This is a genomic window from Streptomyces sp. NPDC046557 (genome assembly GCF_040645975.1).
In the GTDB taxonomy this organism is placed as follows: Bacteria; Actinomycetota; Actinomycetes; order Streptomycetales; family Streptomycetaceae; genus Streptomyces.
Genome location: NZ_JBEYZH010000004.1, coordinates 420,526 through 441,828 on the forward strand (window position 1 = coordinate 420,526; position 21,303 = coordinate 441,828).

22 protein-coding genes and 1 pseudogene are annotated in these 21,303 nt (G+C 72.6%); 11 read left to right on the forward strand and 12 right to left on the reverse strand.

Features of this window, described 5'->3' with window-relative positions; translation table 11 throughout:
• Positions 1 to 147: 147 nt before the first annotated feature.
• The 4 genes from ABZ934_RS13095 to ABZ934_RS13110 form a co-directional block, all read right to left on the reverse strand.
• Complete coding sequence (locus ABZ934_RS13095; RefSeq protein WP_361312145.1) at positions 148 to 1,110, reverse strand: electron transfer flavoprotein subunit alpha/FixB family protein; 963 nt, start codon at positions 1,108 to 1,110, stop codon at positions 148 to 150.
• A 225-nt stretch (positions 1,111 to 1,335) separates the two neighbouring features.
• Positions 1,336 to 2,121 carry an electron transfer flavoprotein subunit beta/FixA family protein gene (locus ABZ934_RS13100; RefSeq protein ID WP_361312146.1) on the reverse strand — a complete coding sequence of 262 codons (786 nt, stop codon included), beginning with the start codon at positions 2,119 to 2,121 and terminating at the stop codon, positions 1,336 to 1,338.
• A 201-nt stretch (positions 2,122 to 2,322) separates the two neighbouring features.
• Entirely contained in the window at positions 2,323 to 2,859 is a 537-nt protein-coding gene (locus ABZ934_RS13105; protein ID WP_361312147.1) for a flavin reductase family protein, read from the reverse strand.
• Positions 2,860 to 3,123: 264 nt separating this feature from the next.
• Positions 3,124 to 3,450 (reverse strand): thioredoxin family protein, encoded by a 327-nt coding sequence (locus ABZ934_RS13110; RefSeq protein ID WP_361312148.1) that lies wholly within the window; start codon positions 3,448 to 3,450, stop codon positions 3,124 to 3,126.
• A 222-nt stretch (positions 3,451 to 3,672) separates the two neighbouring features.
• On the opposite strand from ABZ934_RS13110, the gene ABZ934_RS13115 reads away from it, so the two are divergent.
• Entirely contained in the window at positions 3,673 to 4,395 is a 723-nt protein-coding gene (locus ABZ934_RS13115; RefSeq protein ID WP_361312149.1) for a lysophospholipid acyltransferase family protein, read from the forward strand.
• A gap of 89 nt (positions 4,396 to 4,484) precedes the next feature.
• Positions 4,485 to 5,726 carry an MFS transporter gene (locus tag ABZ934_RS13120; RefSeq protein WP_361312151.1) on the forward strand — a complete coding sequence of 414 codons (1,242 nt, stop codon included), beginning with the start codon at positions 4,485 to 4,487 and terminating at the stop codon, positions 5,724 to 5,726.
• On the opposite strand, the gene ABZ934_RS13125 is transcribed toward ABZ934_RS13120, so the two are convergent.
• From ABZ934_RS13125 to ABZ934_RS13145, 5 genes and pseudogenes are all read right to left on the reverse strand, one after another.
• On the reverse strand, positions 5,662 to 6,264 hold the full coding sequence (locus ABZ934_RS13125) for a transglutaminase family protein (protein ID WP_361312152.1): 603 nt from the start codon (positions 6,262 to 6,264) through the stop codon (positions 5,662 to 5,664). The genes ABZ934_RS13120 and ABZ934_RS13125 overlap by 65 nt on opposite strands.
• Before the next feature lie 43 nt (positions 6,265 to 6,307).
• On the reverse strand, positions 6,308 to 7,384 hold the full coding sequence (locus ABZ934_RS13130; protein ID WP_361312153.1) for a low specificity L-threonine aldolase: 1,077 nt from the start codon (positions 7,382 to 7,384) through the stop codon (positions 6,308 to 6,310).
• Positions 7,381 to 8,142, reverse strand: coding sequence for an SDR family oxidoreductase (locus tag ABZ934_RS13135; RefSeq protein WP_361312155.1), 762 nt, complete (start codon positions 8,140 to 8,142; stop codon positions 7,381 to 7,383). The genes ABZ934_RS13130 and ABZ934_RS13135 overlap by 4 nt, the downstream gene beginning before the upstream one ends.
• A 26-nt stretch (positions 8,143 to 8,168) precedes the next feature.
• Complete coding sequence (locus ABZ934_RS13140) at positions 8,169 to 9,575, reverse strand: DUF6421 family protein (RefSeq protein ID WP_361312157.1); 1,407 nt, start codon at positions 9,573 to 9,575, stop codon at positions 8,169 to 8,171.
• 153 nt (positions 9,576 to 9,728) lie between these two features.
• Positions 9,729 to 10,434, reverse strand: a pseudogene (locus ABZ934_RS13145) (LLM class flavin-dependent oxidoreductase).
• 326 nt (positions 10,435 to 10,760) lie between these two features.
• On the opposite strand from ABZ934_RS13145, the gene ABZ934_RS13150 reads away from it, so the two are divergent.
• Complete coding sequence (locus ABZ934_RS13150; protein WP_361312158.1) at positions 10,761 to 11,444, forward strand: glycerophosphodiester phosphodiesterase family protein; 684 nt, start codon at positions 10,761 to 10,763, stop codon at positions 11,442 to 11,444.
• Positions 11,445 to 11,464: 20 nt separating this feature from the next.
• Here the strand turns inward: ABZ934_RS13150 and ABZ934_RS13155 are convergent, their stop codons facing one another.
• Positions 11,465 to 12,004: a GNAT family N-acetyltransferase gene (locus tag ABZ934_RS13155; protein ID WP_361312159.1), complete on the reverse strand. Its 540-nt coding sequence runs from the start codon at positions 12,002 to 12,004 to the stop codon at positions 11,465 to 11,467.
• Between the two features lie 131 nt (positions 12,005 to 12,135).
• Between ABZ934_RS13155 and ABZ934_RS13160 the strand changes: the two genes are divergently transcribed.
• The 5 genes from ABZ934_RS13160 to ABZ934_RS13180 all read left to right on the forward strand — a co-directional run bounded on the left by ABZ934_RS13160 (position 12,136) and on the right by ABZ934_RS13180 (position 16,448).
• Positions 12,136 to 12,723, forward strand: coding sequence for a DUF5134 domain-containing protein (locus ABZ934_RS13160; RefSeq protein ID WP_361312160.1), 588 nt, complete (start codon positions 12,136 to 12,138; stop codon positions 12,721 to 12,723).
• Positions 12,724 to 12,802: 79 nt separating this feature from the next.
• Entirely contained in the window at positions 12,803 to 13,741 is a 939-nt protein-coding gene (locus ABZ934_RS13165) for a M56 family metallopeptidase (RefSeq protein WP_361312161.1), read from the forward strand.
• Positions 13,742 to 13,763: 22 nt separating this feature from the next.
• Positions 13,764 to 14,183: a hypothetical protein gene (locus ABZ934_RS13170; protein WP_361312163.1), complete on the forward strand. Its 420-nt coding sequence runs from the start codon at positions 13,764 to 13,766 to the stop codon at positions 14,181 to 14,183.
• Between the two features lie 120 nt (positions 14,184 to 14,303).
• Positions 14,304 to 14,936 carry a helix-turn-helix domain-containing protein gene (locus ABZ934_RS13175; RefSeq protein WP_361312165.1) on the forward strand — a complete coding sequence of 211 codons (633 nt, stop codon included), beginning with the start codon at positions 14,304 to 14,306 and terminating at the stop codon, positions 14,934 to 14,936.
• A gap of 156 nt (positions 14,937 to 15,092) precedes the next feature.
• Positions 15,093 to 16,448 (forward strand): FAD-dependent oxidoreductase, encoded by a 1,356-nt coding sequence (locus tag ABZ934_RS13180; RefSeq protein WP_361312166.1) that lies wholly within the window; start codon positions 15,093 to 15,095, stop codon positions 16,446 to 16,448.
• Between the two features lie 19 nt (positions 16,449 to 16,467).
• Here ABZ934_RS13180 and ABZ934_RS13185 read toward each other — a convergent pair whose 3' ends face one another.
• Positions 16,468 to 16,827: a helix-turn-helix transcriptional regulator gene (locus tag ABZ934_RS13185; RefSeq protein ID WP_361312167.1), complete on the reverse strand. Its 360-nt coding sequence runs from the start codon at positions 16,825 to 16,827 to the stop codon at positions 16,468 to 16,470.
• Positions 16,828 to 16,957: 130 nt separating this feature from the next.
• Positions 16,958 to 18,058 carry an NADH:flavin oxidoreductase/NADH oxidase gene (locus tag ABZ934_RS13190; protein ID WP_361312169.1) on the reverse strand — a complete coding sequence of 367 codons (1,101 nt, stop codon included), beginning with the start codon at positions 18,056 to 18,058 and terminating at the stop codon, positions 16,958 to 16,960.
• Positions 18,059 to 18,290: 232 nt separating this feature from the next.
• On the opposite strand from ABZ934_RS13190, the gene ABZ934_RS13195 reads away from it, so the two are divergent.
• The 3 genes from ABZ934_RS13195 (at position 18,291) to ABZ934_RS13205 (ending at position 21,173) form a co-directional block, all read left to right on the forward strand.
• Positions 18,291 to 19,382, forward strand: a complete 1,092-nt coding sequence (locus ABZ934_RS13195) for an exo-alpha-sialidase (RefSeq protein ID WP_361312171.1) — start codon at positions 18,291 to 18,293, stop codon at positions 19,380 to 19,382.
• Between the two features lie 31 nt (positions 19,383 to 19,413).
• Positions 19,414 to 20,100 (forward strand): uracil-DNA glycosylase, encoded by a 687-nt coding sequence (locus ABZ934_RS13200; protein WP_361312173.1) that lies wholly within the window; start codon positions 19,414 to 19,416, stop codon positions 20,098 to 20,100.
• 152 nt (positions 20,101 to 20,252) lie between these two features.
• A complete protein-coding gene (locus tag ABZ934_RS13205; RefSeq protein WP_361312174.1) occupies positions 20,253 to 21,173 on the forward strand; it encodes a hypothetical protein in 921 nt (306 codons plus the stop codon).
• Positions 21,174 to 21,303: the final 130 nt, after the last annotated feature.

The window sequence follows — 21,303 nt, forward strand, 5'->3', positions numbered from 1 at the left end:
GAAGCTTAGATCCGCATAGCAGAATTTAGCCACGGGGTTCCGCTCCGTCAATGGTCCCTCCGCCGCTCGGGACAAACGACTCGGGGCCGTGTGGTGAGAAACACCACACGGCCCCGAGGGCGCACGACGACAGAGGAGAAGCGCAGGTCAGCCCTTGCGCGCCTTGATCGCCTCGGTCAGCTGGGGGACGACCGTGAACAGGTCGCCGACCACGCCGTAGTCGACCAGGTCGAAGATCGGGGCCTCGGCGTCCTTGTTGATGGCCACGATGGTCTTCGAGGTCTGCATGCCGGCCCGGTGCTGGATCGCGCCGGAGATGCCGGAGGCGATGTAAAGCTGCGGGGAGACCGACTTGCCGGTCTGGCCGACCTGGTTGGTGTGCGGGTACCAGCCGGCGTCGACGGCGGCACGCGAGGCGCCGACCGCCGCGCCGAGGGAGTCCGCGAGGTCCTCGATGAGGTGGAAGTTCTCGGCGCCGTTGACGCCACGGCCGCCCGAGACGACGATCGCGGCCTCGGTCAGCTCCGGACGGCCGGTGGACTCGCGCGGGGTGCGGGAGACGATCTTGGTGCCGGTGGCCAGGGCGCCGAAGGTGACGGCGAGCGCCTCGACGGCGCCGGCGGCCGGGGCGGCCTCGACCGGAGCCGAGTTCGGCTTGACGGTGATGACCGGCGTGCCCTTGGAGACGCGCGACTTGGTGGTGAAGGACGCGGCGAACGCGGACTGCGTCGCCACCGGACCCTCGTCACCCGCCTCCAGGTCGATGGCGTCGGTGATGATGCCGGAGCCGATGCGGACCGCGAGGCGGGCCGCGATCTCCTTGCCCTCGGCGGAGGACGGGACGAGCACGGCGGCCGGGGAAACGGCCTCGTAGGCGGCCTGGAGCGCGTCCACCTTCGGTACGACGAGGTACTCGGTGAACTCGGGGGCGTCGGCGGTGAGCACCTTGACGGCGCCGTGCTCGGCGAGTACGGCGGCGGTGTTCTCGGCGCCGGCGCCGAGGGCGACCGCGACGGGCTCGCCGATGCGGCGGGCCAGGGTCAGCAGTTCGAGGGTGGGCTTGCGGACCGCGCCGTCCACGTGGTCGACGTAGACGAGAACTTCAGCCATTACTACTCCTGGGCGAGAATCCCGAACTTCATCCGGGGAAAGACGTGTTGACTGCTGGGCTCAGCCCGCGCCCTGGGCGCCGGGCAGGGCTTGTCCGTCACGAGGCCGTCTCGACGGTCGAGTGATAAGCCCCTGCGGGGGAGGAGTCACGGGAGTGCTCCTGCGAGAGAGCAATGCGCGCCGCGCGGGGCGTGTCGCAACCGGCCCCCCGCGCGGCCACCTCCGCTAGATGAACTTCTGGCCGGCCAGGAACTCGGCCAGCTGCTTGCCGCCCTCGCCCTCGTCCTTGACGATCGTGCCGGCGGTACGGGCCGGGCGCTGCGCGGCGGAGTCGACCGCGGTCCAGGAGCCCTCAAGGCCGACCTCGTCGGCCTCGATCTCCAGCTCCTCCAGGTCCCAGGACTCGACCGGCTTCTTCTTCGCCGCCATGATGCCCTTGAAGGAGGGGTAACGGGCCTCGCCCGACTGGTCGGTCACCGAGACCAGCGCCGGCAGGGACGCCTGGAGCTGCTCGCTCGCGGTGTCGCCGTCGCGGCGGCCGGTCACGGTGCCGTCCTCGACCTTGACCTCGGAGAGCAGGGTGACCTGCGGGACGCCCAGGCGCTCGGCGAGGATCGCCGGGAGCACGCCCATGGTGCCGTCGGTGGAGGCCATGCCGGTGATGACCAGGTCGTAGCCGGCCTTCTCGATGGCCTTGGCGAGCACGAGCGAGGTGCCCATGACGTCGGAGCCGTGCAGGTCGTCGTCCTCGACGTGGATGGCCTTGTCGGCGCCCATGGAGAGCGCCTTGCGCAGCGCGTCCTTGGCGTCCTCGGGACCGACGGTCAGGACGGTGATCTCCGCCTCGTCCGCCGCGTCGGCGATCTGGAGCGCCTGCTCGACCGCGTACTCGTCGAGTTCCGACAGCAGACCGTCGACGTCGTCGCGGTCGACGGTCAGGTCATCGGCGAAGTGCCGGTCGCCGGTGGCGTCGGGTACGTACTTCACACAGACAACGATCCTCAGGCTCACGCCGGCTCTCCTACCGCATCGTCTTTTTCTGGTACCGCCTTGTGCAGGCAGCATAGGCGCCTTGTCGGGCGGATCCCGATCGGGGCGGCCCGCGCCCCGAACGGAATGTTACTCGTCAGTACACAGTGGGTCTTCCCCGGTTGCAAGGCCGTCGAACTGTGATCTGGCCAACGCCACCCAACCCGTCCCAGCAGGGGCGATTCAGTCCCGCAACGCGTTGAAGCGACCCTGGTGGTAGAGGAGCGGACGGCCTTCGCCGCCGGGTGGCACCGCGGGGTCCCCGGACACCACCTCGGCGATGATCACCCGATGCGCGCCGGCGGGCACCCGCGCCACCACCCGGCACACCAGCCAGGCCAGCACTCCGGACAGTACCGGTACCCCGTGCGGGCCCTCGGCCCAGTCGGTGTCCGGCCCGAAGCGGTCGGCGCCGCTGCGCGCGAAGAGTCCGGCCAGCTCCCGCTGGTGCTCGGCGAGTATGTGTACGCCGAGGTGCTCGGAGTCGCGTATCGCGGGCCAGGTGGAGGAGCCGGTGCCGATCGTGAAGGAGAGCAGCGGCGGGTCGGCGGAGACGGAGTTCAGGGACGTCGCGGTGAACCCCACCGGGGCGCCGCCGCTCGTGGTGGCGGTGATGATCGCGACTCCGGCGGCGTGCTGCCGGAAGACGGAACGAAGGAGATCGGGCGATCCGGCCGTGCCGGTGGCGAAACGGGGGGACGGAGCCGTCGGGGCCGTCATGAGGGGTCTTCCTTCTGCCGCGCCGGGCGCGGGCACGATCGGGGGTCGGGGGTCGGGGGCGTTCAGTGATCCCGACAGCGCGCGCTCGCACAGCGGACCAGGTCCACATGCACCCGTCCGTAAAGCAGGAGTTCGTACCTCATGCGGTCAGCCTGGCGATCTCCCGTGTACACAGTCAAGCCGCACCGGCCAGATGTCGGGAGCGTCACGCCGTGTACGGGCGCGCGCACCGGCGCGTACGGAACCCGCCGCCCGCCCGGCACGTCACAGGACGGCTCCCAGGGCGGCGATCACGTCGGCCTTCCTCGGCAGCCCGGCGGCCTGCCGGGCGATCCGCCCGGTGGCGTCCAGCACCAGCACGGTGGGGGTCTTCTCGATGCCGAGGGCGCGCACGAGTCCCAGGTTCGACTCGGCGTCCACTTCCACGTGTGCGACGCCGTCCACCATCGAGGCGACATCGGCGAGGATCCGCCGGGTCGCCGCGCAGGGCCGGCAGAAGGCGCTGGAGAACTGGACCAGGGTGGCCCGCTCCCCCGGCCGCGCGCCCAGTTCGGCCGCGCCCAGCCGTGCTCCGTCCCCGCGCACCCGCACCCCGGCTCCCTTCGGTACCCTGCTCCGGCTTCGGTCGTACGCTGATCCGAGCGCCCCGTCGGTGCGCCGCATTCCCGGCGTGACGAGAATCTCCCCGGGCATACGCGTCCGGGCTGGCTCATCGGCCGGTATGTGGGGCACCATCCCCATGGTCGCGTACCTACGCTTCCGTAACTTCCAGCCGGGAGCACCTCCCCAGGCAGAAAGCGGGGTCTCCCCACCATGGCTGAGCTCGTCTACCCTCCCGTGATCGGCGCCGCGCACACGCTCTTCCGCGCGTTGGACATCCGTATCGACATGAAGGGCACGGAGAACATCCCGCGCAAGGGCGGGGCGGTCCTCGTGTCCAACCACATCGGCTACCTCGACTTCATCTTCGCCGGTCTGGCCGCGCGCCCGCAGAAGCGGCTGGTGCGGTTCATGGCGAAGGAATCGGTGTTCCGGCACAAGGTGTCCGGCCCCCTGATGCGCGCGATGAAGCACATCCCGGTGGACCGCGCGCAGGGTGAAACGGCGTACGAGCACGCTCTGGAGTCCCTGCGCTCCGGTGAGATCATCGGGGTCTTCCCCGAGGCGACCATCTCCCAGTCCTTCACGCTCAAGAGCTTCAAGTCGGGTGCGGCCCGGATGGCGCAGGAGGCCGGCGTCCCGCTGATCCCCGTCGCGCTGTGGGGCACCCAGCGGCTGTGGACCAAGGGCCGCCCGAAGGACCTCAAGCGCAGCCACATCCCGGTGACGATGCGGGTGGGCGAGCCGATGGAGGCCCCGACCGACCAGTACGCCGGGGCCATCACCCGGCGCCTGCGCGAGCGGGTGCAGGAACTGCTGGACGCCGCCCAGCGCGCGTATCCGGCCAAGCCCAAGGGCCCCGAGGACTCGTGGTGGCTCCCGGCGCACCTGGGCGGCACCGCCCCGACCCCGGCCCAGGTCAAGGAAGCGGGCTAGGCCTCCGGAGGCCGTTGCTTTCGCCCTACACCCGTCTGCCGTAGCGTTCGGGCCGTCGGCACGTCGCAGCGCCTCAAGGGGGTTCACCGGTGCGGGGGTTCGGGCGGTACCTGGGGGCGGCACTCGCGGCGCGGTTCGCCTCCGAGGGCATGGGGATGGCCGTGGTGCTGCTGGCCTTGGAACGGACGGGCAGCGCCGCGCACGGGGCGTTCGTGCTGACCGCCTGGTTGGCGCCGCACGTCCTCGCCGCTCCGCTCGCGGGGGCGGCCGCCGCCCGGGCGCGCCGGCCCCGGCTGTTCTACGCGGGCGCGCTGGCCGGATTCACGGCCGCGGTGGCGGGGTTGGCCCTGCTGCTGGGCCGGGCTCCGACCGTGGTGGTGCTGGCGGTCGCGCTGTTCGGCGGCACCTGCGGGCCGATGGTGACGGGCGGGCTGTCGAGTCTGGTCGCCGGGCTGGTCCCGGCAGGTCCCGCGCGGGACCGGGCGTACGGGTGGGACGCGTCGACCTACAACGCCGCCGCGGTCACCGCCCCGGCGGCCGTGAGCGTGGTGGCGGCAATGGGTTCCGCGGGACCGGCGATGGGCCTGCTGGCCACCTCCGGCGCGCTGGCCGCGGCCCTGGCGGCGAGCCTGCGCTACGAGGACCGGGGCGCGGGCTCCACGCCCGACGGACCCCGGGTCGGGATGGGCGCGGGGCTCGCCGCCCTGTGGCGGGTGCGTCAGCTACGGGCCATCACCTCGGCGACGACCCTGGCCTTCGTCGGCGTCGGCTCCCTCACCACCACCTCGGTGCTCCTGGCTTCGGCCTTGGGCATTCCGGACGCCGGCGGGGTGCTGATGACGGCCTTCGCGGTGGGCGCGCTCGCCGGTTCCCTGACGCTGGGCCGGGTCACGACCGTCGCGCCGGGCCGGCTGGCATGCGGGGCGCTGGCCGGGACCGCGGTGGCCCTGGCCGCGGCCGCGTTCACGCCCTCGGTGGTGTGGACGGCGGCCGCCTTCGCCGCGGCCGGGGTGTGCGACGGCCCGCTGCTCACGGCCACCCTGCGGATCCGCTCGGAGTACGCGCCCGACGCGGTGCGGACGCAGGTGTTCACCTTGGGCGCCGGGCTCAAGCTGACGGCCGCCTCGGCCGGCGCCGCCCTGGTCGGGCTGGCGGCCGGTGCACCGCCCCGGACGCTGCTGCTCGGGATCGCCGGGCTCCAGGCTGCCGCGGCCCTGCTGCACCTGTGGCTGGCCCGGCCCGGGCCCGCGGTGGCGGCCGCGGCGGTCACAGGGCCGTCGGGAGCCTCCGCCACAGCTCCGACCGGTCCGCGGACTCCCGGAGCGCCGTGAGCACGCCGGCGTGCGGGGTGGCGTAGAGCGTCGGGTAGTCGACCTCGCCGAGCTCGGGGCGGACGGGGAAGGCGAGTCGCTCCCGTTCGAGGTCGAACCGGGCGTCCACGCCCGGCTTGTTGCCGCGCGGGTCCAGCCGCGCCCAGCGGTCGCCGCCGGGCAGCCGGAGGGCGACGAGCCCGTGGAGGAGGGGCTCGGAGCCGTCGTCCTCGGTGAGCCGCTGGTAGCACAGCGCGGCCGGCACCCCCTGGGCACGCAACAGGGCGACGAGGGCGTGGGACTTGGCGTGGCAGATGCCGTTGCGGGTGCTCAGCACGTCCGAGGCGCGCCAGGTGACGCGCGGGTCCCCGGCGTCGCGGGAGTGCGGGATCGTGTCGCGGACGAACTCGAACGCCGCTTCGGCGTAGGCGTACGCGTCGCCGCCGGTGGCGGTCCACAGTGCGTCGGCGGTCTCGACGACGAGGGGATGCCCGTGGTCGATCGCCTCATCGGCGGCGAGATAGGCGGGAACGTCGGGATGCTCCTGGATCAGTTCCATGACCCAGGAGCATACCTATGCAGAAAGCCGCATGACTATCGATTTATCGGGCGAGTTCTTCCTTCAACGCCTGGAGGAAGCCGTCGACATCCTCTTCCTGCGTGTCGAAGCTGCACATCCAGCGGACGTCGCCGGCGATCTCGTCCCAGAAGTAGAAGCGGTAACGCTTCTGCAGGCGCCGCGACACCTCGTGCGGCAGCCGCGCGAACACCGCGTTCGCCTGCACCGGGTAGAGGATGCGGACGCCGTCCGTCTCGCGGACGCCCGCCGCGAGCCGCTGCGCCATCGCGTTGGCGTGGCGGGCGTTGCGCAGCCACAGGTCCTTCGCGAGCAGCGCTTCGAGCTGCACCGACACGAACCGCATCTTCGACGCCAACTGCATCGACATCTTGCGGATGTGCTTCATCTGCCGTACGGAGTCGGGGTTCAGCACGACCACGGCCTCGCCGGCCATCATGCCGTTCTTGGTACCGCCGTACGAGAGCACGTCCACCCCGACCGCGTTGGTGAAGGCGCGCATCGGCACATCGAGCGAAGCCGCGGCGTTGGCTATCCGGGCGCCGTCGAGGTGGACCTTCATGCCGAGCGAGTGCGCGTGCTCGCAGATCGCCCGGACCTCCTCGACGGTGTAGACCGTACCGAGCTCGGTGTTCTGGGTGATCGAGACGACCTGCGGCATGGCGCGGTGCTCGTCCTCCCAGCCCCACGCCTGCCGGTCGATGAGCTCAGGGGTGAGCTTGCCGTCGGGCGTCGGAACCGTCAGGAGCTTGAGTCCGGCCATCCGCTCGGGCGCGCCGCCCTCGTCGACGTTGATGTGCGCCGACTCGGCGCACACCACGGCGCCCCAGCGGTCGGTCAACGCCTGAAGGGCGGTGACGTTGGCGCCGGTGCCGTTGAAGACGGGGAACGCCTGCGCGTACGGGCCGAAGTGGCTGCGGAAGATCTTCTGCAGGTGTTCGGTGTACTCGTCGTCGCCATAGGAGACCTGGTGGCCCCCGTTGGCCAGCGCGACGGCCTCCAGGATCTCCGGATGCACCCCCGCGTAGTTGTCGCTGGCGAATCCGCGCACCGCCGGATCGTGGTGGCGGCGCGCATCGGTCGTCCCGCTCGCGGTTCTCACGGTTGCGGAGTGAGCCACAGACGCTGTCCGTTCACATCGGGGGCGGACTGGTCCCATACGCCGGTGATGGCCTCGGCCAGCTCCTTGACGTCAGTGAAGCCCGCGAACTTCGCATTGGGGCGCTCCGCGCGCATGGCGTCGTGCACCAATGCCTTGATGACCAGGATGGCAGCCGCGGCCTGCGGGCCGTCCTCGCCCCCCGCCTTGCGGAAGGAGTCCGCCATGGCCAGCGTCCACGCCTCGGCGGCCGCCTTGCCCGCGTTGTAGGCGGCGTTGTTGGCGACCGGCTTGTGGGCGCCGGACTGGCTGATCAGGACGTAACGGCCGCGGTCGCTGCGGAGCAGGCCGTCGTGGAACGCGAGCGAGGTGTGCTGAACGGTGCGGATCAGCAGCTTCTCCAGGAAGTCCCAGTCCGCCAGGTCCGTCTCGGTGAAGGAGGTGCTCCCGCGCCAGCCGCCGACGAGGTGGACCAGGCCGTCGACGCGGCCGAAGTCCTTCTCGATCCGCTCGGCCCACGCCTTGGTGGCGGCGAGGTCCAGCAGGTCGACCGTGTCCCCGATGACGGTGGCGCCGCCGTGCGCGTACCGGGCCGCGTCCACGGCCTCGGCCAGACGCGCCGGGTCGGCGTCCGACGCGACGACGGTCGCGCCCGCCTCGGCGAGGCGCAGCAGGGCGGCGCGCCCGGCGGGCCCGCCGGCGCCGGCCACCGCCACCACCGCTCCTTGGAGGGTCGCGTTGTCGTTCCCCGAGCCGTTCATCCGTGCAGCCTCCTGAGGGCGAGTGGTCACGCGGCCACTCGCTGCGCGTCGTCAGCGTTCACAGCAGTGATGCCCTTCGTGGAGGCGATCACTCCCTTGAGCTTCTTGGCGAGCGCCTCGTAGAACATGCTCAGCGGAAACTCGTCCGGAAGCACGTCGTCCACGAGCTTGCGCGGCGGCAGCGTCAGGTCGAGGGCGTCGGGGCCCTTGGCCCACTTGGAGCCCGGGTGGGGGGCCAGGTAGGTGGAGACGAGCTCGTACGCCTTGAACCAGTGGACGAGTTTCGGGCGGTCGATGCCGGCCCGGTAGAGGTCCTCGATCTCGGCGCAGAGCTGGTTGGTGACCTGCGGGGCGCGCATCCAGTCGATCTTGAGCGTGTTGTCCGTCCAGCGCACCACGTCGTGCTTGTGCAGGTAGGCGAAGAGCAGCTGGCCGCCGAGCCCGTCGTAGTTCCGGTTGCGGTCACCGGAGACGGGGAAGCGGAACATGCGGTCGAAGAGGACGGCGTACTGCACGTCACGGCCGTGCTCGTTGCCCTCGGACTCCAACTTCACGGCCTCCTTGAAGGCGGTGAGGTCGCAGCGCAGCTCTTCCAGGCCGTACATCCAGAACGGCTGGCGCTGCTTGATCATGAAGGGGTCGAACGGCAGGTCGCCGTGGCTGTGGGTGCGGTCGTGGACCATGTCCCACAGGACGAACGCCTTCTCGCAGCGCTCCTGGTCCTCGACCATCCGGGCGATGTCCTCGGGCAGCTCGATGCCCAGGATGTCGACGGCGGCCGCGGTTACCTTGCGGTAGCGGGCGGCCTCGCGGTCGCAGAAGATGCCACCCCAGGTGAACCGCTCCGGGGCCTCGCGGACGGCGATGGTCTCCGGGAAGAGCACGGCGGAGTGGGTGTCGTAGCCCGGGGTGAAGTCCTCGAAGGTGATGCCGAGGAACAGCGGGTTGTCGTACCGGGTGCGCTCCAGCTCGGAGAGCCACTCGGGCCAGACCATCTTCAGGACGACGGCCTCGAGGTTGCGGTGCGGGTTCCCGTTCTGCGTGTACATCGGGAAGATCACCAGGTGCTGGAGGCCGTCGGCGCGCTCGGCGGCCGGCTGGAAGGCCAGCAGGGAGTCCAGGAAGTCCGGCACGGGGAAACCGGCCTCGGCCCACTTGCGCAGGTCCGCGACGAGGGCCCGGTGGTAGGTGGCGGCGTGCGGGAGCAGCGGCGACAGGGCTTCGACGCCCGCGACCACCCGCTCGACGGCGGCGGCGACGTGGGCCCGTTCGGGGGCGCCCTCCGCGTCGAGGTCGATGGAGCCGTCCGTGGCCTGCCAGGGGCGGATCTCCTCCACGGCGGCCTTGAGCTCGGGCCACGCCGGGTGGTCGACCACCCGCGTCCCGGCGGTTATCACGGCGCCACCGGTGCCCGGCACAAGAGTTTCCGTCATGTCACTTCCTCCACAGGAGAACCTCACGTCAGGGCAGCGTAAGCGCGCGAGGCTCTCCTGTTCAAGAGGAGACTCGGGAAAATATCCTGCGCTACCCCCCACTCCACGGGAATTCTTCCCGTCCTATGGCGCGGATACGGTCGTCCCGGTCTCTCATCCGGCCTTGCCCGCCGCCGTGTTCCGGAAGTGCGGGATCACCGTGTCCCCCCACTGCCGCAGCGTCTCCAGGCATGCCTCCTGGGGCGCCGTGCCCATCTGTATGAGGCACATCACCTCGTCGGCCCCGGCCGCACGGAGCCGTTCGACGTACGCGATGGCCTCCTGCGCGCTCCCATAGGCGTGGTCGGCGTTGAAGGTGGCCGTCGATGTGGGCCGCACCGGGATCTCCAGTTCGTGGAGGCGGGCCACCACCTGTTCGGCCGCCTCGCGCATCCCCGCCGCCTCGTCGGCGCCCGTCACCACGGCCTCGTCGGGGACGCCCGCCCCGCCGTACCAGTGGCCGATGGACTGGGCGAAGAACCGCTGGCCGCGGATGCCGATGCGGCGGGCGGCCTGCTCCAGCGTCTCGGCCCGGCTGCACGCCAGGAACAGCGGCGGGTGGGGGGTCTGGGTCGGTCGGGGCAGGATCGGGTGCGGGCCGATGTCCAGCAGCTCGCCTTGGTACTCCGGCTCCTCCGCCTGCCAGGCCCGCCCGATGATCCGCAGCGCCTCCTCGACCTCGGCGGTGGTGTGGTCCTTGTCCACAGGACTGGACATGTGCGCGTACCACTTGAGCGAGCACGGCCTGTTCCACGCAGTCGCGGATGACCTGGTGCTCGCGTTCCACCGTCGGGTCGGCCAACTGTGCTTCGAAGATCACGAAAACTTCACGATGCCTCCGGCGGGACCGCGCCGGGCACGTCCCGAGTCAGAATGTGCTTCGAATAGGCATATGACTGGTAGTCATAAGTGGAAGAAGCAAGAGTCGGCGCGTCAACGCGTGGGGGACGCGCCCACCCGCGGGTGAGGCAGCCGCGACGCGACGGGGCCCCCGACCCCGGCGGGAAGCGGCCGGGCGGCCCTTCCGGGTCGGCGCACGGGCGGTCCCCTCGCGCGCGCGGCGCACTAGCATGCGTCCTCACCGCGCGCGGCCGGTCGGGACACCGGGACCGCGCGGCAGCCGCCGTCGACGGAAGCGAGAGAACCTTGACTTTCCTCACCATCGGTCACCGCGGGGTCATGGGTGTCGAACCGGAGAACACCCTGCGGTCCTTCGTCCGCGCGGAACGCTGCGGCATGGACGTCGTCGCGCTGGACGTCCGCCTGAGCAAGGACGGCGCGCTCGTCGTCCTCCACGACGGAGAGGTCGACCGCACGACCGACGGCGTGGGCGCCGTCGCCGAACTGACCCTGGCGGAACTGCGCGAGCTGGACGCCGGCGACGGCGAACGCGTGCCGGTCCTGGACGAGGTGCTGGAAGCGGTGCGCACCCCGCTCCAGGTGTCGGTTCAAGACGAGGCCGCCGCGGGGGTGCTCGCGGAACTGGTCCTGCGCCGGGACCTGAGCTCCCGCATCGAAGTGGCCTCGTACCAGGACGCGGTCCTGGCCGGGGTGGCCCGGCGGGTGCCGGGCCTGCGCACCGCCCTCTACGCGGATCCGCACGGGGCCGACATCGTGGACCGGGCGCTCGCCGCCCACGCCCGGACGCTCGCCCTGAGGCTGCGCCGGATCACGCTGGAGACGGTGGAGGCGGCGCACACGGCCGGGTTGCGGGTGACCGGCTGGACGGTCGACTCCCTGGACCACCTGCGGCTGGCGCGGGCCCTGGAACTGGACGGCGCGCTCACCGGCTTCCCCGAGATCCGCAGCACCGGCCGCTTCACGGCCTGAGGCGGGCCGGCCCGGTTCCGCTACAGCGACTTGACCAGCAGCTCGAAGGCCAGGTCGGTGCGGAGCGGGATGCCGAAGCGCTCGTCGCCGTACGGGAAGGGGCTCAGCTCGCCGGTGCGCCGGTAGCCGCGGCGCTCGTAGTAGGCGATGAGTTCCTCCCGTACGTTGACCACCGTCATCCGCATCTCCTTGGCGCCCCACTGTTCGCGGGCGCGCCGCTCGGCCTCGGCCAGGACATCCTTGCCGAGGCCGCCGCCCTGGAGCCCGGGGCGTACGGCGAACATGCCGAAGTAGGCGTGGTCGCCCCGGTGTTCGAGCTGGCAGCAGGCGACGAGTTCGCCGGCTCGCTCGACGACGAGCAGCATGCCGTCGGCGGCCCCGATGATCTGGCGGACGCCCTCCGGGTCGGTGCGTTGGCCGTCCAGGTAGTCCGCTTCGGTGGTCCAGCCGGCCCGGCTGGCGTCACCGCGGTAGGCCGACTCGACGAGCGCCACCAGGTCCGGTACGTCCGTCTGGACGGCGGGCCGGTAGCTCAGGGCGGCGGGGTGTGCGGTCGACATCGACGACTCCGTTCATCTGATCGGCATATGACATGCCGGGTACGGCACACAGAGCCTATCCCGGGGCGGCGTGCGGGCCCGTCCGCAGGGGCATCTCTTCCCCTGACGCCGACGAACCGGGAGGTTCCGCCGTGCACGGATCCGCGCTGCCCTCCGCCGCCTCAGCCGTCTCCGGCTGGCTGCTCGTCGCGCTCTGCGCGACCAGCGGTACGTACTGCCTGCTGCGGGCGCGCAGAGCGGGCCGGGCGGCGGGCGGCGCGGCGATGGGCGAGGCCCTGATGGGATTCGGGATGGCGGCGATGGCCGCGCCGTCCGGCATCGGACCGTGGGGGCCCGCGATCTTGCTGGGGGGCTTCTGCGCGGCCACCGCCCACGCGCTGTGGCTGCTGCGGGGCCGCCCGCGCCACGGCCACCACGCGCACCACGCGGTCGGTTCGCTGGCCATGGCCTACATGGCGTACCTCGGGCTGTCGACGGGCGCCGGGCACGCGCACGGGCCCGGGCACGGACAGGGCGCGGGGCTACCCCTGGTGACCGGCGCCCTGCTCGTGTACTTCGCGGCGTACATCCTGCTGGGCGGGGCCCGGCTCGTGGCGGCCGGCGGGGCGCAGCCGGTCGCGGTGGGTGGGGGGCCGGCCGCGGACGCGCCGAGCGAGCTGACGCGGGCCTGCCGACTGACCATGGGAATCGGTATGTTGGCGATGCTGCTGAGCATGTGAGCGGCGGCGAAACGTGTCCTGCGTCACCAATGGCGCGGACCGTACCCGCAGGTAGTGCCTCGCTCATAGGGTGGCGGCCATGATGGTCCCCGCCGCTCTCCTGCTGCTCGGCGCACTGACCGCGGTGTTCGCCCCCCGCCTGCTGGCCCGGGCCGAGTGGCCCGAACGTGAGCCGGTCGTGGCGCTGTGGGCGTGGCAATGCGTGGTGGGCGCGGTGCTGCTGTGCCTGGCGCTGTCGATGCTGCTGAGCGCGGCGGCGGCCTGGCAGGCGGTACGCGGGCGGCTCTTCGCCGTCGCGCCGCGCGGGGTGGTCGACGCCTACGCGCTGGGGGCGGCGGGCGGGGTGTGGGCCGCCGCCACCGCGCTGGCACTGGCGGGCGGGGGGCTGTGGACCGGCGCGATGCTGACCCGCGAGGTGCTGCGGGCACGCGCCCGGCGGCGCGTCCGGGGGGCCGAACTGCTGGAGCGGGCCCCGCTGTTGCCAGGAGAGGATCCGCAAGCCGCGCGGCTCGTCGTCCTGGAGGGGCCGCGGCCCGAGGCGTGGTGGCAGCCGGGTACGGTCCCGCAGCTGGTGGTCACGACGGCCGCGCTAACCCGGTTGAAGGGCAGCCAGCTCGACGCCGTGCTGGCGCACGAGCAGGGCCACGTCGCGGCCCGCCACGACTGGCTGCTGCACTGCTCACGGGCGCTGGCCGGGGGCTTCCCACAGGTACCGGTGTTCGCGGCGTTCGAGGCGGAGATACACCGCCTGGTGGAACTCGCCGCCGACGATGTGGCCTCGCGGCGGTTCGGAAGGCTCACCGTCGCGCTGGCCCTGGTCGGTCTCAACGAGGACCGCGGGGTGTTCGGTCTGGGCGCCGCCCCCGAGGCGCACGTGCCCCAGCGGGTGCGGCGGCTGCTGTCGGCCACCCCACGGCTGTCCCCCGCCCGGCGGCTGCGGCTGACGGCGCTGGCGACTTTGATCCCCGCCCTCCCGCTGGCGGTGGCGCTCGTCCCGGGCCTGAGCGCGATCGCGTAGTCCCGGCCGGCAGGGTGGGGGAATGGACGCACCCACCCCCGGCGCCTGGCTGCGCGCCGGAATCAGCCGAGACGGCGGACCGTTGCGCGAGGACGAGCACGTCGTATGGCTCCAGAGCGGGGTCTGTTACGCCGACAGCCGCGGCTTCGCCGGGACCACCTCCTACGACGGCCGGCAGGTCACCTTCCACCATGAGGTCGGCTCCCCCGGCGAGGACGTCGGAGCCCTCCGCCCGGAGGGCGACGGCCTGGTCGAGACCGGCACGAACACCGACGGGAGCACGTTCCTGGAGGTGTGGACGCCCCTGGGCGGCGCCGAGGGCCCCGAGGGTTCTTGGCGCGCGGGCGGAAGTCAGACGGTCCGCGTCGGCCGGCACGTCGTCCATGTGGACCGTGCGGGCGTCGGCGCCCACTTCGAGCTGCCCGGCTTCGGGCAGGACTGAGCGGTGCCCCGCCCGGTCCGGCTGCCGAACCGGCCGTTCTGGGCGATCCCCCGCGTCGCCCAGAACGGCAGACCGCGCGCTGAGTATATTGGCTCGGAGCCAGTCAACGCAGGAGTAAGCATGGTCCCGCGCAGCGCATCGGTCAATGAAGAATTGCGCAGACGTTCCCGGGAACGGCTGCTCCAGGCGACGGTGGAGCTGGTCGGCGAACGCGGCTACGAGGCCACCACCCTCGGCGACATCGCCGACCGGGCCGGCGCCGCCCGGGGCCTCGTCTCGTACTACTTCCCGGGCAAACGCCAGTTGCTCCAGTCCGCCGTCCACCGGCTGATGCACCAGACCCTGGAGGCGGCCCTGGAGCGGCCGCCCCGCACCGACGACGGCCGCGAGCGCATGGCCCGCGCCATCGACGCGATCCTGGGGCTCGCCGTGGACCGGCCCCGGCTGATGCGCACCCACATGGCGGGCATCCTCCAGGCAGAGGGCTTCGTCCGCTGCGCGGAGCAGCAGCGGCTCGCGGAGCTGCTGCGGGACACCGTCGTCCGCTACGGCTCGGCGGACGTGGACACCGACTACCCCCTCCTGCGGGCGCTGCTGATGGGTGCCGTGGTGGCGGTGCTGTTGCCGGGCGCGCCGATGCCCTCGGCGCGCCTGCGGGCGGAGTTGTTCCAGCGGTACGGACTGGACTGGGAGCTCGGCGTCCCACCGGCCGGAGGACCGCCCGGCGGAACCTTTCCTCCGCTGAACCGGTGAGCCGGGCCGGCGAGGTGCCGGCACAGGTGCAAGGCGCAGTGCAGGTGCAGGCGCCGGTGGCCGACCGGTGCGCCGGGATCCACGGATGCGCGCGACGGGCTGACGGCTACGGCACCCGGTGTCATGCTGGGAAGCACCTGCGGGAGGAGCTCCGCCGTGCTTCGTGTCGCCGTCGTCGGTTCGGGCCCCAGCGGGGTCTACGCCGCACAGACCCTCGTCCAGCAGCGCGAGGTGCCGGGCGTCCGGGTGGACGTACTGGACCGGCTGCCGGCTCCGTACGGGCTCGTGCGGTACGGGGTGGCACCCGACCACGAGAAGATCAAGTCGTTGACCGGAAGCCTGCGCTCGGTGCTGGAGGACGAACGGATCCGCTTCCTCGGCAACGTGGAGGTGGGCGGTCCGGCCCTGCCGACGGAGCGGCTGCGCGAGTTGTACCACGCGGTGGTGTACTGCGTCGGCGCCGCCCAGGACCGGCATCTGGGCATCCCCGGCGAGGAGTTGCCCGGCGTCCACTCCGCGACGGCCTTCGTCTCCTGGTACAGCGGGCACCCCGACGCGGCGGACGCGGCCTTCGACCTCTCCGGCGTGGCGTCGGCGGTGGTGATCGGCGCCGGCAACGTCGCGGTCGACGTGACCCGGATCCTGGCTCGCGGCGTGCCCGAGCTCGCACCGACCGACATGCCCCAGGGCGCATTGGGCGCCCTCGCGGCCAGCGGGGTGCGCGCGGTGTCGATGGTGGCCCGGCGGGGGCCCTCACAGGGCAAGTTCACGACCAAGGAACTCCGGGAGTTGGGCACGCTGCCGGGCGCGGGGGTCCGGGTGGATCCCGCCGAGCTGGCGCTGGACCCCGCGTACGAGGACCCGGGGGCGGCGTCCGCGCTGCCCGCGGTGGCCCGGCGCAACCTGGAGGTGCTGCGCGCTTGGGCCGGGGCGGCCCCGGCCGGGGCGGAGCGGGACATCAGGCTGCGGTTCTACCTGCGGCCGGTGGAAGTGCTGGCCGGGCCCGACGGGTGGGCCGGCGCGGTGCGGTTCGAGCGGACCGCTCCCGACGGCCGGGGCGGGGTGGCCGGCACGGGCGTGTACGAGGACGTCGAGGCGCGGCTGGTGTTGCGCTCGGTGGGCTACCGGGGCGTGCCGCTGCCCGGGCTGCCCTTCGACCCGGCGACGGGCACCGTCCCGCACGCGGCGGGCCGGGTGCTGCGCGAGGGCCGGGCCTCGGTCGGCGAATACGTCGCGGGCTGGATCAAGCGGGGCCCGACCGGGGTGATCGGCACCAACCGCCCGTGCGCCAAGGAGACCGCGTCCTCCCTGCTCCAGGACGCGGGCGTACTGGCCCGCCGCGAGCGGGGGCCGGACCCGCTGGACGCGATGCGCGCGGCGGGACTGCGGCCGGTGCGGTGGCCGGGCTGGCTGGCCATCGAGACGGCGGAGGCGGATCTGGGCCGCTCCCTGGGGCGCCGCTCGGTCAAGATCCCGGATTGGGCCGGCCTGCTGGGCGCGGCGGGAACATAGCGCGCGGCGTCCGCGCCGGTCAGGCGCCCGCGCCGGTCAGGCGGGCCGCTTCGGCGCCGGCCGCCGTGAGGACGGTGTCGAGGAGACCGGGGAAGAGGGATTCCAGGTCCGCGCGGCGCAGGTCGTTGAGTTTGGTGGTGCCGCGGTAGGTCTGTCGGACGACACCGGCCTCGCGCAGGACGCGGAAGTGGTGGGTGGTCGTGGACTTGGTGACCGGGAGCACGAAGAAGGAGCAGGCCAGCTCCTCGGTGGCCGCGGCCAGTTCGCGGACGATGGACAGCCGGACGGGGTCGGACAGGGCGTGCAGGACGCCCTCCAGCCGGATCTCCGCGGTCTCGGGATGGGCGAGCGGGCGAGTGGTGGCGGCCGGTTCTGGCATCTGGTCCTCCACTCGCTCGCTCACTCGTCCGGTCGGTCGGCCCGGCGGCGCGGGGCGTTCCTCCGAGGTACGAGAACCATCGTAGGACACGGACGGGGCCGGGCGGGCGGCGATCGGCGCCGCCCGCGGTTCACCAGGCCCGGTGGTACGGGGAGGGCGTGCGGGGTTCCACGCCCAGCTCCACGGCGGCGCGCCGGGCCCAGTAGGGGTCACGGAGCAGTTCACGGCCGAGCAGGACCGCGTCCGCCTCGCCGTTGGCCAGGACTTTCTCCGCCTGCGCCGGCTCGGTGATCAGCCCCACCGCCGCCGCCGGCAGGCCGGTTTCGCGCTTGACCCGGGCCGCGAAGGGCACCTGGTAGCCGGGGCCGACCGGGATGCTCACGTGCGGGGCGAGGCCGCCGGTGGAGACGTCGAGCAGGTCCACGCCGTGTGCTCGGAGGAGGCCGGCCAGCCGGAGGGTGTCGTCGGCGGTCCAGCCACCCTCCTCCAGCCAGTCGGTGGCGGAGATCCGGAAGAACAGCGGCAGTTCCTCGGGCCACACCTCCCGCACGGCGTCCACGACGTCGAGCGCGAGGCGGGTGCGGTTCTCGAAGGAGCCGCCGTACTCGTCGGTGCGCCGGTTGCTGTGCGGGGAGAGGAATTCGCCGATCAGGTAGCCGTGGGCGCCATGGATCTCCAGGAGTTCGTAGCCGGCCGCCAGGGCGCGCCGCGCGGAGTCGGCGAACTGGCCGACGATCGTGCGGATCTGCTCGGTCGTCAACTCGTGCGGCACGGGGTCGCCTTCGTCGAACGGCACCGGGCTCGGGGCCAGGGGCCGCCAGCCGTGCGCCTCGGCGCCGACCGGTCGGCCGCCCTTCCAGGGGCGCTCGGTGGAGCCCTTGCGGCCGCTGTGCGCGATCTGGATGCCCGCGACCGCGCCCTGCGCCTTGACGAAGGCCGTGACGGGCCGCAGCGCCTCGGTCTGGGCGTCGTTCCAGAGTCCGAGGTCGTAAGGGGTGATCCGACCCTCCGGGGAGACGGCGGTGGCCTCCTGGATGATCAGGCCGGTGCCGCCTACGGCACGGGCCGCGTAGTGGGCGAGGTGCCACTCGTTGACCACGCCCGCGCGAGGACCGGTGGGCTCGGCGCTGTACTGGCACATCGGGGCCATCCACACCCGGTTCGGGATGGTCACCGATCGCACGCTGTAGGGCTGGAACAGGGCGGCGAAGTCGGCGGGGGCGGCACTCATCAGCTCTCCAGGGGTAACCGGGGACGCGCGCCGGGGCGACCGGCGGCAAGTACGAGAATCACCGTACTACGAATTCTCTCGTACTACGAGAGTTCTCGTACTACCCGGGCACCCGAGACCCCTCCGGGACCCGCGACATCGCCGTGGGGCGCCGCTCCGCGCCGCTGTCAGTGGGCGGGTGCACACTGGCCGAAAGCTGCCGTGCAGGACGGAACGTCCGGAGGTGTCGGCCATGTCCGACGTGCTACTGCTCGTGGGTACCCGCAAGGGGCTCTTCATCGGCCGGCGCGCCGACGCCGACCCCTGGAAGTTCGACGGGCCCCATTTCAACGCCCAGGCGGTGTCCGCCGTCGCCGTCGACGTACGGGGCTCCACACCGCGACTGCTGGTGGGCGGCGACAGCGCGCACTGGGGGCCGTCCGTCTTCACCTCCGACGACCTCGGCGCCACCTGGCGTGAGCCGACCACCGCCGCAGTGAAGTTCCCGCAGGACACCGGCGCCTCGCTGGAGCGGGTCTGGCAGCTCCAGCCGGCGGGGCCGGAGGCCCCGGACGTGGTCTACGCCGGGACGGAACCGGCAGCGCTGTTCCGCTCGACCGACCGCGGCGAGTCCTTCGAACTGGTGCGCGCCCTATGGGAGCACCCCACCCGCTCCCGCTGGGTACCGGGCGGCGGTGGTGAGGGCCTGCACACGGTGATCACCCACCCGGCCGACCCGGACGCGGTCACGGTGGCCGTCTCCACCGCCGGCGTCTTCCGGACGAAGGACGGCGGAGCGAGCTGGGCGCCGTCCAACCACGGGGTCTCCGCCGTGTTCCTGCCCGACCCGCGGCCCGAGTTCGGGCAGTGCGTCCACAAGATCGCCCGGGACGCCGCCGACCCGGACCGGTTGTACCTGCAGAACCACTGGGGGGTGTACCGCAGCGACGACGCGGGCGGCGCCTGGACCGACATCGGCACGGGGCTGCCGTCCGACTTCGGCTTCGCGGTGGCCGCCCACCCCCACCGACGCGACACCGCCTATGTCTTCCCGCTCAACGCCGACTCCGACCGGGTCCCGGCGGAGCACCGCTGCCGGGTCTTCCGCACCCGGGACGCGGGGGCGAACTGGGAACCGCTGTCGCAGGGCCTGCCGGCCGAGGACCACTACGGAACGGTCCTGCGGGACGCGCTCTGCACGGACGACGCGGACCCGGCGGGGATCTACTTCGGCAACCGCAACGGCGAGCTGTACGCGAGCCATGACGACGGGGACAGTTGGCAGTTGCTGGCGGAGCACCTGCCGGACGTGCTCTGCGTGCGGGCGGCGGTCATGCGTCGATAGGACTGCGGATCGGCCAGTAGAGTGACTGCCCGTGGCAGCACGACCGTTGAACGAGATCGTCGAGCCGGGCTGGGCCCGCGCTCTGGAGCCGGTGGCGGCGCAGGTCGCCGCGATGGGCGACTTCCTGCGCGCCGAGATCGCGGCGGGCAGAACCTACCTGCCGGCCGGACCGAACGTGCTGCGCGCCTTCCAGCAGCCCTTCGACGAGGTCAAGGTGCTGATCGTCGGGCAGGACCCCTATCCGACGCCGGGACACGCCATGGGCCTGTCCTTCTCCGTCGCGCCCGACGTCAGCCCGTGGCCGCCGAGCCTGGACAACATCTTCCGCGAGCTGAACGCGGACCTCGGCGTGGCCCGGCCGGCGAACGGCGACCTGTCCCCGTGGACCCGCCAGGGCGTCCTGCTCCTCAACCGCGCGCTCACCACAGCCCCGCGCAAGACCGGCGGTCATCGCGGCAAGGGCTGGGAGGCGGTCACCGAGCAGGCGATCCGCGCGCTGGCCGCGCGCGGCAAGCCGCTGGTGTCGGTGCTGTGGGGGCGGGACGCGCGCAACGTGCGGCCGCTGTTGGGCGAACTGCCGGCGGTGGAGTCCGTGCACCCCTCCCCCATGTCGGCCGCCAACGGGTTCTTCGGCTCGCGGCCGTTCAGCAAGGTGAACGACCTGCTGGTACGGCAGGGCGCGGCCCCGGTGGACTGGCGCCTGCCGACGGCGGGTTGAGCCGTTCCGGCCGACGCATGACCGATACATGGCCGATACATGGCCACTACAGCCGACCGTGTCTCACATTCAGCGGATAAATACGGACAGAAGCCGCCGGAAATGACCCTGCTTGAACAACTGGTTCCGATAAACCAGTAGCATGCGGCGCCATGAGCTCCCCCACTGGGCCCGCAAATGGCCTGCCCGTACGAATGCCGCGACCCCGCCCTGCCGGACGGCACCGCCGCCCCGAGCCCGCGGTGGCGCCCGAGGGCGCGCCCGCGCTGGTGCTCGCCGTGCCCGGTGCCCCCTCGGCCGCCTCGCGCGGGCTCGCGGAAGAGGTCCTGAGCATCGGCCGCTCCGAGCTGCCCGGCCTGGACGGCCGGATCGGCTACCTGGAGGGTGACGACTCCGAAGGCTCCGAATTCCCCTCCCTGGCCGGTGTGCTCACCGCCGTCGCGCGGGAGCGCGCCGCCCGCGCGGAGTTCGCCCGCGCCGCCGGCCACGAGGTGCCCGCGCCGACCGGCCCGGACGCCGTGGTCGTGCCGCTGCTCGTCGGCCCGGACAGCGACCTGCTGCGCCGCGTCCGCCAGGCGCTGATGGACTCCTCGGCCGCCGCCGAACTGGCCGATGTCCTCGGTCCGCACCCGCTGCTCGCCGAGGGTCTGCACGTGCGGCTCTCCGAGGCGGGGCTGGCGCGCGCCGACCGGGCCAGGCTGTTCACCGTCACCACGGCCGCCGACGGGATCATCCTGGCCACCACCGGTGGCGAGGAGGCCGTCCAGGCCGCCGGGATCACCGGCATGCTGCTGGCCGCGCGCCTCGCGGTGCCGGTGAAGGCCGCCGCGCTGGACCAGGAGGGTTCGGTGGCCGCGATCGCCGAGCAGCTGCGCACCGAGGGCTCGACGCAGCTCGCCCTGGCGCCTTACCTGATCGGCCCGGAGGCGGCCGAGGGGCTGCTGGACACGGCGTGCAAGGAGGCCGAGTGCGCCACCGCCGAGGTGCTCGGCGCCTACCCCGCGCTCGGCAAGCTGGCCGTCGCCCAGTACAGCGCGGCCCTCGGGATCACCCTGGGCGCCTCCGCCCACTGATCCGGCTCCCCGGCACACGCACGAGGGGCCGCGCACCGGTGATCACCGGTGCTCCGAGCTTCCTGAACCGGTGTGGTCACCAACGACGTTAGACATCACATCCGACGAATGGCCTGTCCGATGACCCATC

Coding starts and splice junctions, on each gene's coding strand:
- ABZ934_RS13170 (WP_361312163.1), top strand. CDS start 13,764: ATGGACGCACCCACCCCCGGCGCCTGGCTGCGCGCCGGAATCAGCCGA.
- ABZ934_RS13155 (WP_361312159.1), bottom strand. CDS start 12,004: ATGTCGACCGCACACCCCGCCGCCCTGAGCTACCGGCCCGCCGTCCAG.
- ABZ934_RS13175 (WP_361312165.1), top strand. CDS start 14,304: ATGGTCCCGCGCAGCGCATCGGTCAATGAAGAATTGCGCAGACGTTCC.
- ABZ934_RS13195 (WP_361312171.1), top strand. CDS start 18,291: ATGTCCGACGTGCTACTGCTCGTGGGTACCCGCAAGGGGCTCTTCATC.
- ABZ934_RS13165 (WP_361312161.1), top strand. CDS start 12,803: ATGATGGTCCCCGCCGCTCTCCTGCTGCTCGGCGCACTGACCGCGGTG.
- ABZ934_RS13205 (WP_361312174.1), top strand. CDS start 20,253: ATGAGCTCCCCCACTGGGCCCGCAAATGGCCTGCCCGTACGAATGCCG.
- ABZ934_RS13125 (WP_361312152.1), bottom strand. CDS start 6,264: ATGGAACTGATCCAGGAGCATCCCGACGTTCCCGCCTATCTCGCCGCC.
- ABZ934_RS13140 (WP_361312157.1), bottom strand. CDS start 9,575: ATGACGGAAACTCTTGTGCCGGGCACCGGTGGCGCCGTGATAACCGCC.
- ABZ934_RS13190 (WP_361312169.1), bottom strand. CDS start 18,058: ATGAGTGCCGCCCCCGCCGACTTCGCCGCCCTGTTCCAGCCCTACAGC.
- ABZ934_RS13135 (WP_361312155.1), bottom strand. CDS start 8,142: ATGAACGGCTCGGGGAACGACAACGCGACCCTCCAAGGAGCGGTGGTG.
- ABZ934_RS13105 (WP_361312147.1), bottom strand. CDS start 2,859: ATGACGGCCCCGACGGCTCCGTCCCCCCGTTTCGCCACCGGCACGGCC.
- ABZ934_RS13095 (WP_361312145.1), bottom strand. CDS start 1,110: ATGGCTGAAGTTCTCGTCTACGTCGACCACGTGGACGGCGCGGTCCGC.
- ABZ934_RS13185 (WP_361312167.1), bottom strand. CDS start 16,827: ATGCCAGAACCGGCCGCCACCACTCGCCCGCTCGCCCATCCCGAGACC.
- ABZ934_RS13115 (WP_361312149.1), top strand. CDS start 3,673: ATGGCTGAGCTCGTCTACCCTCCCGTGATCGGCGCCGCGCACACGCTC.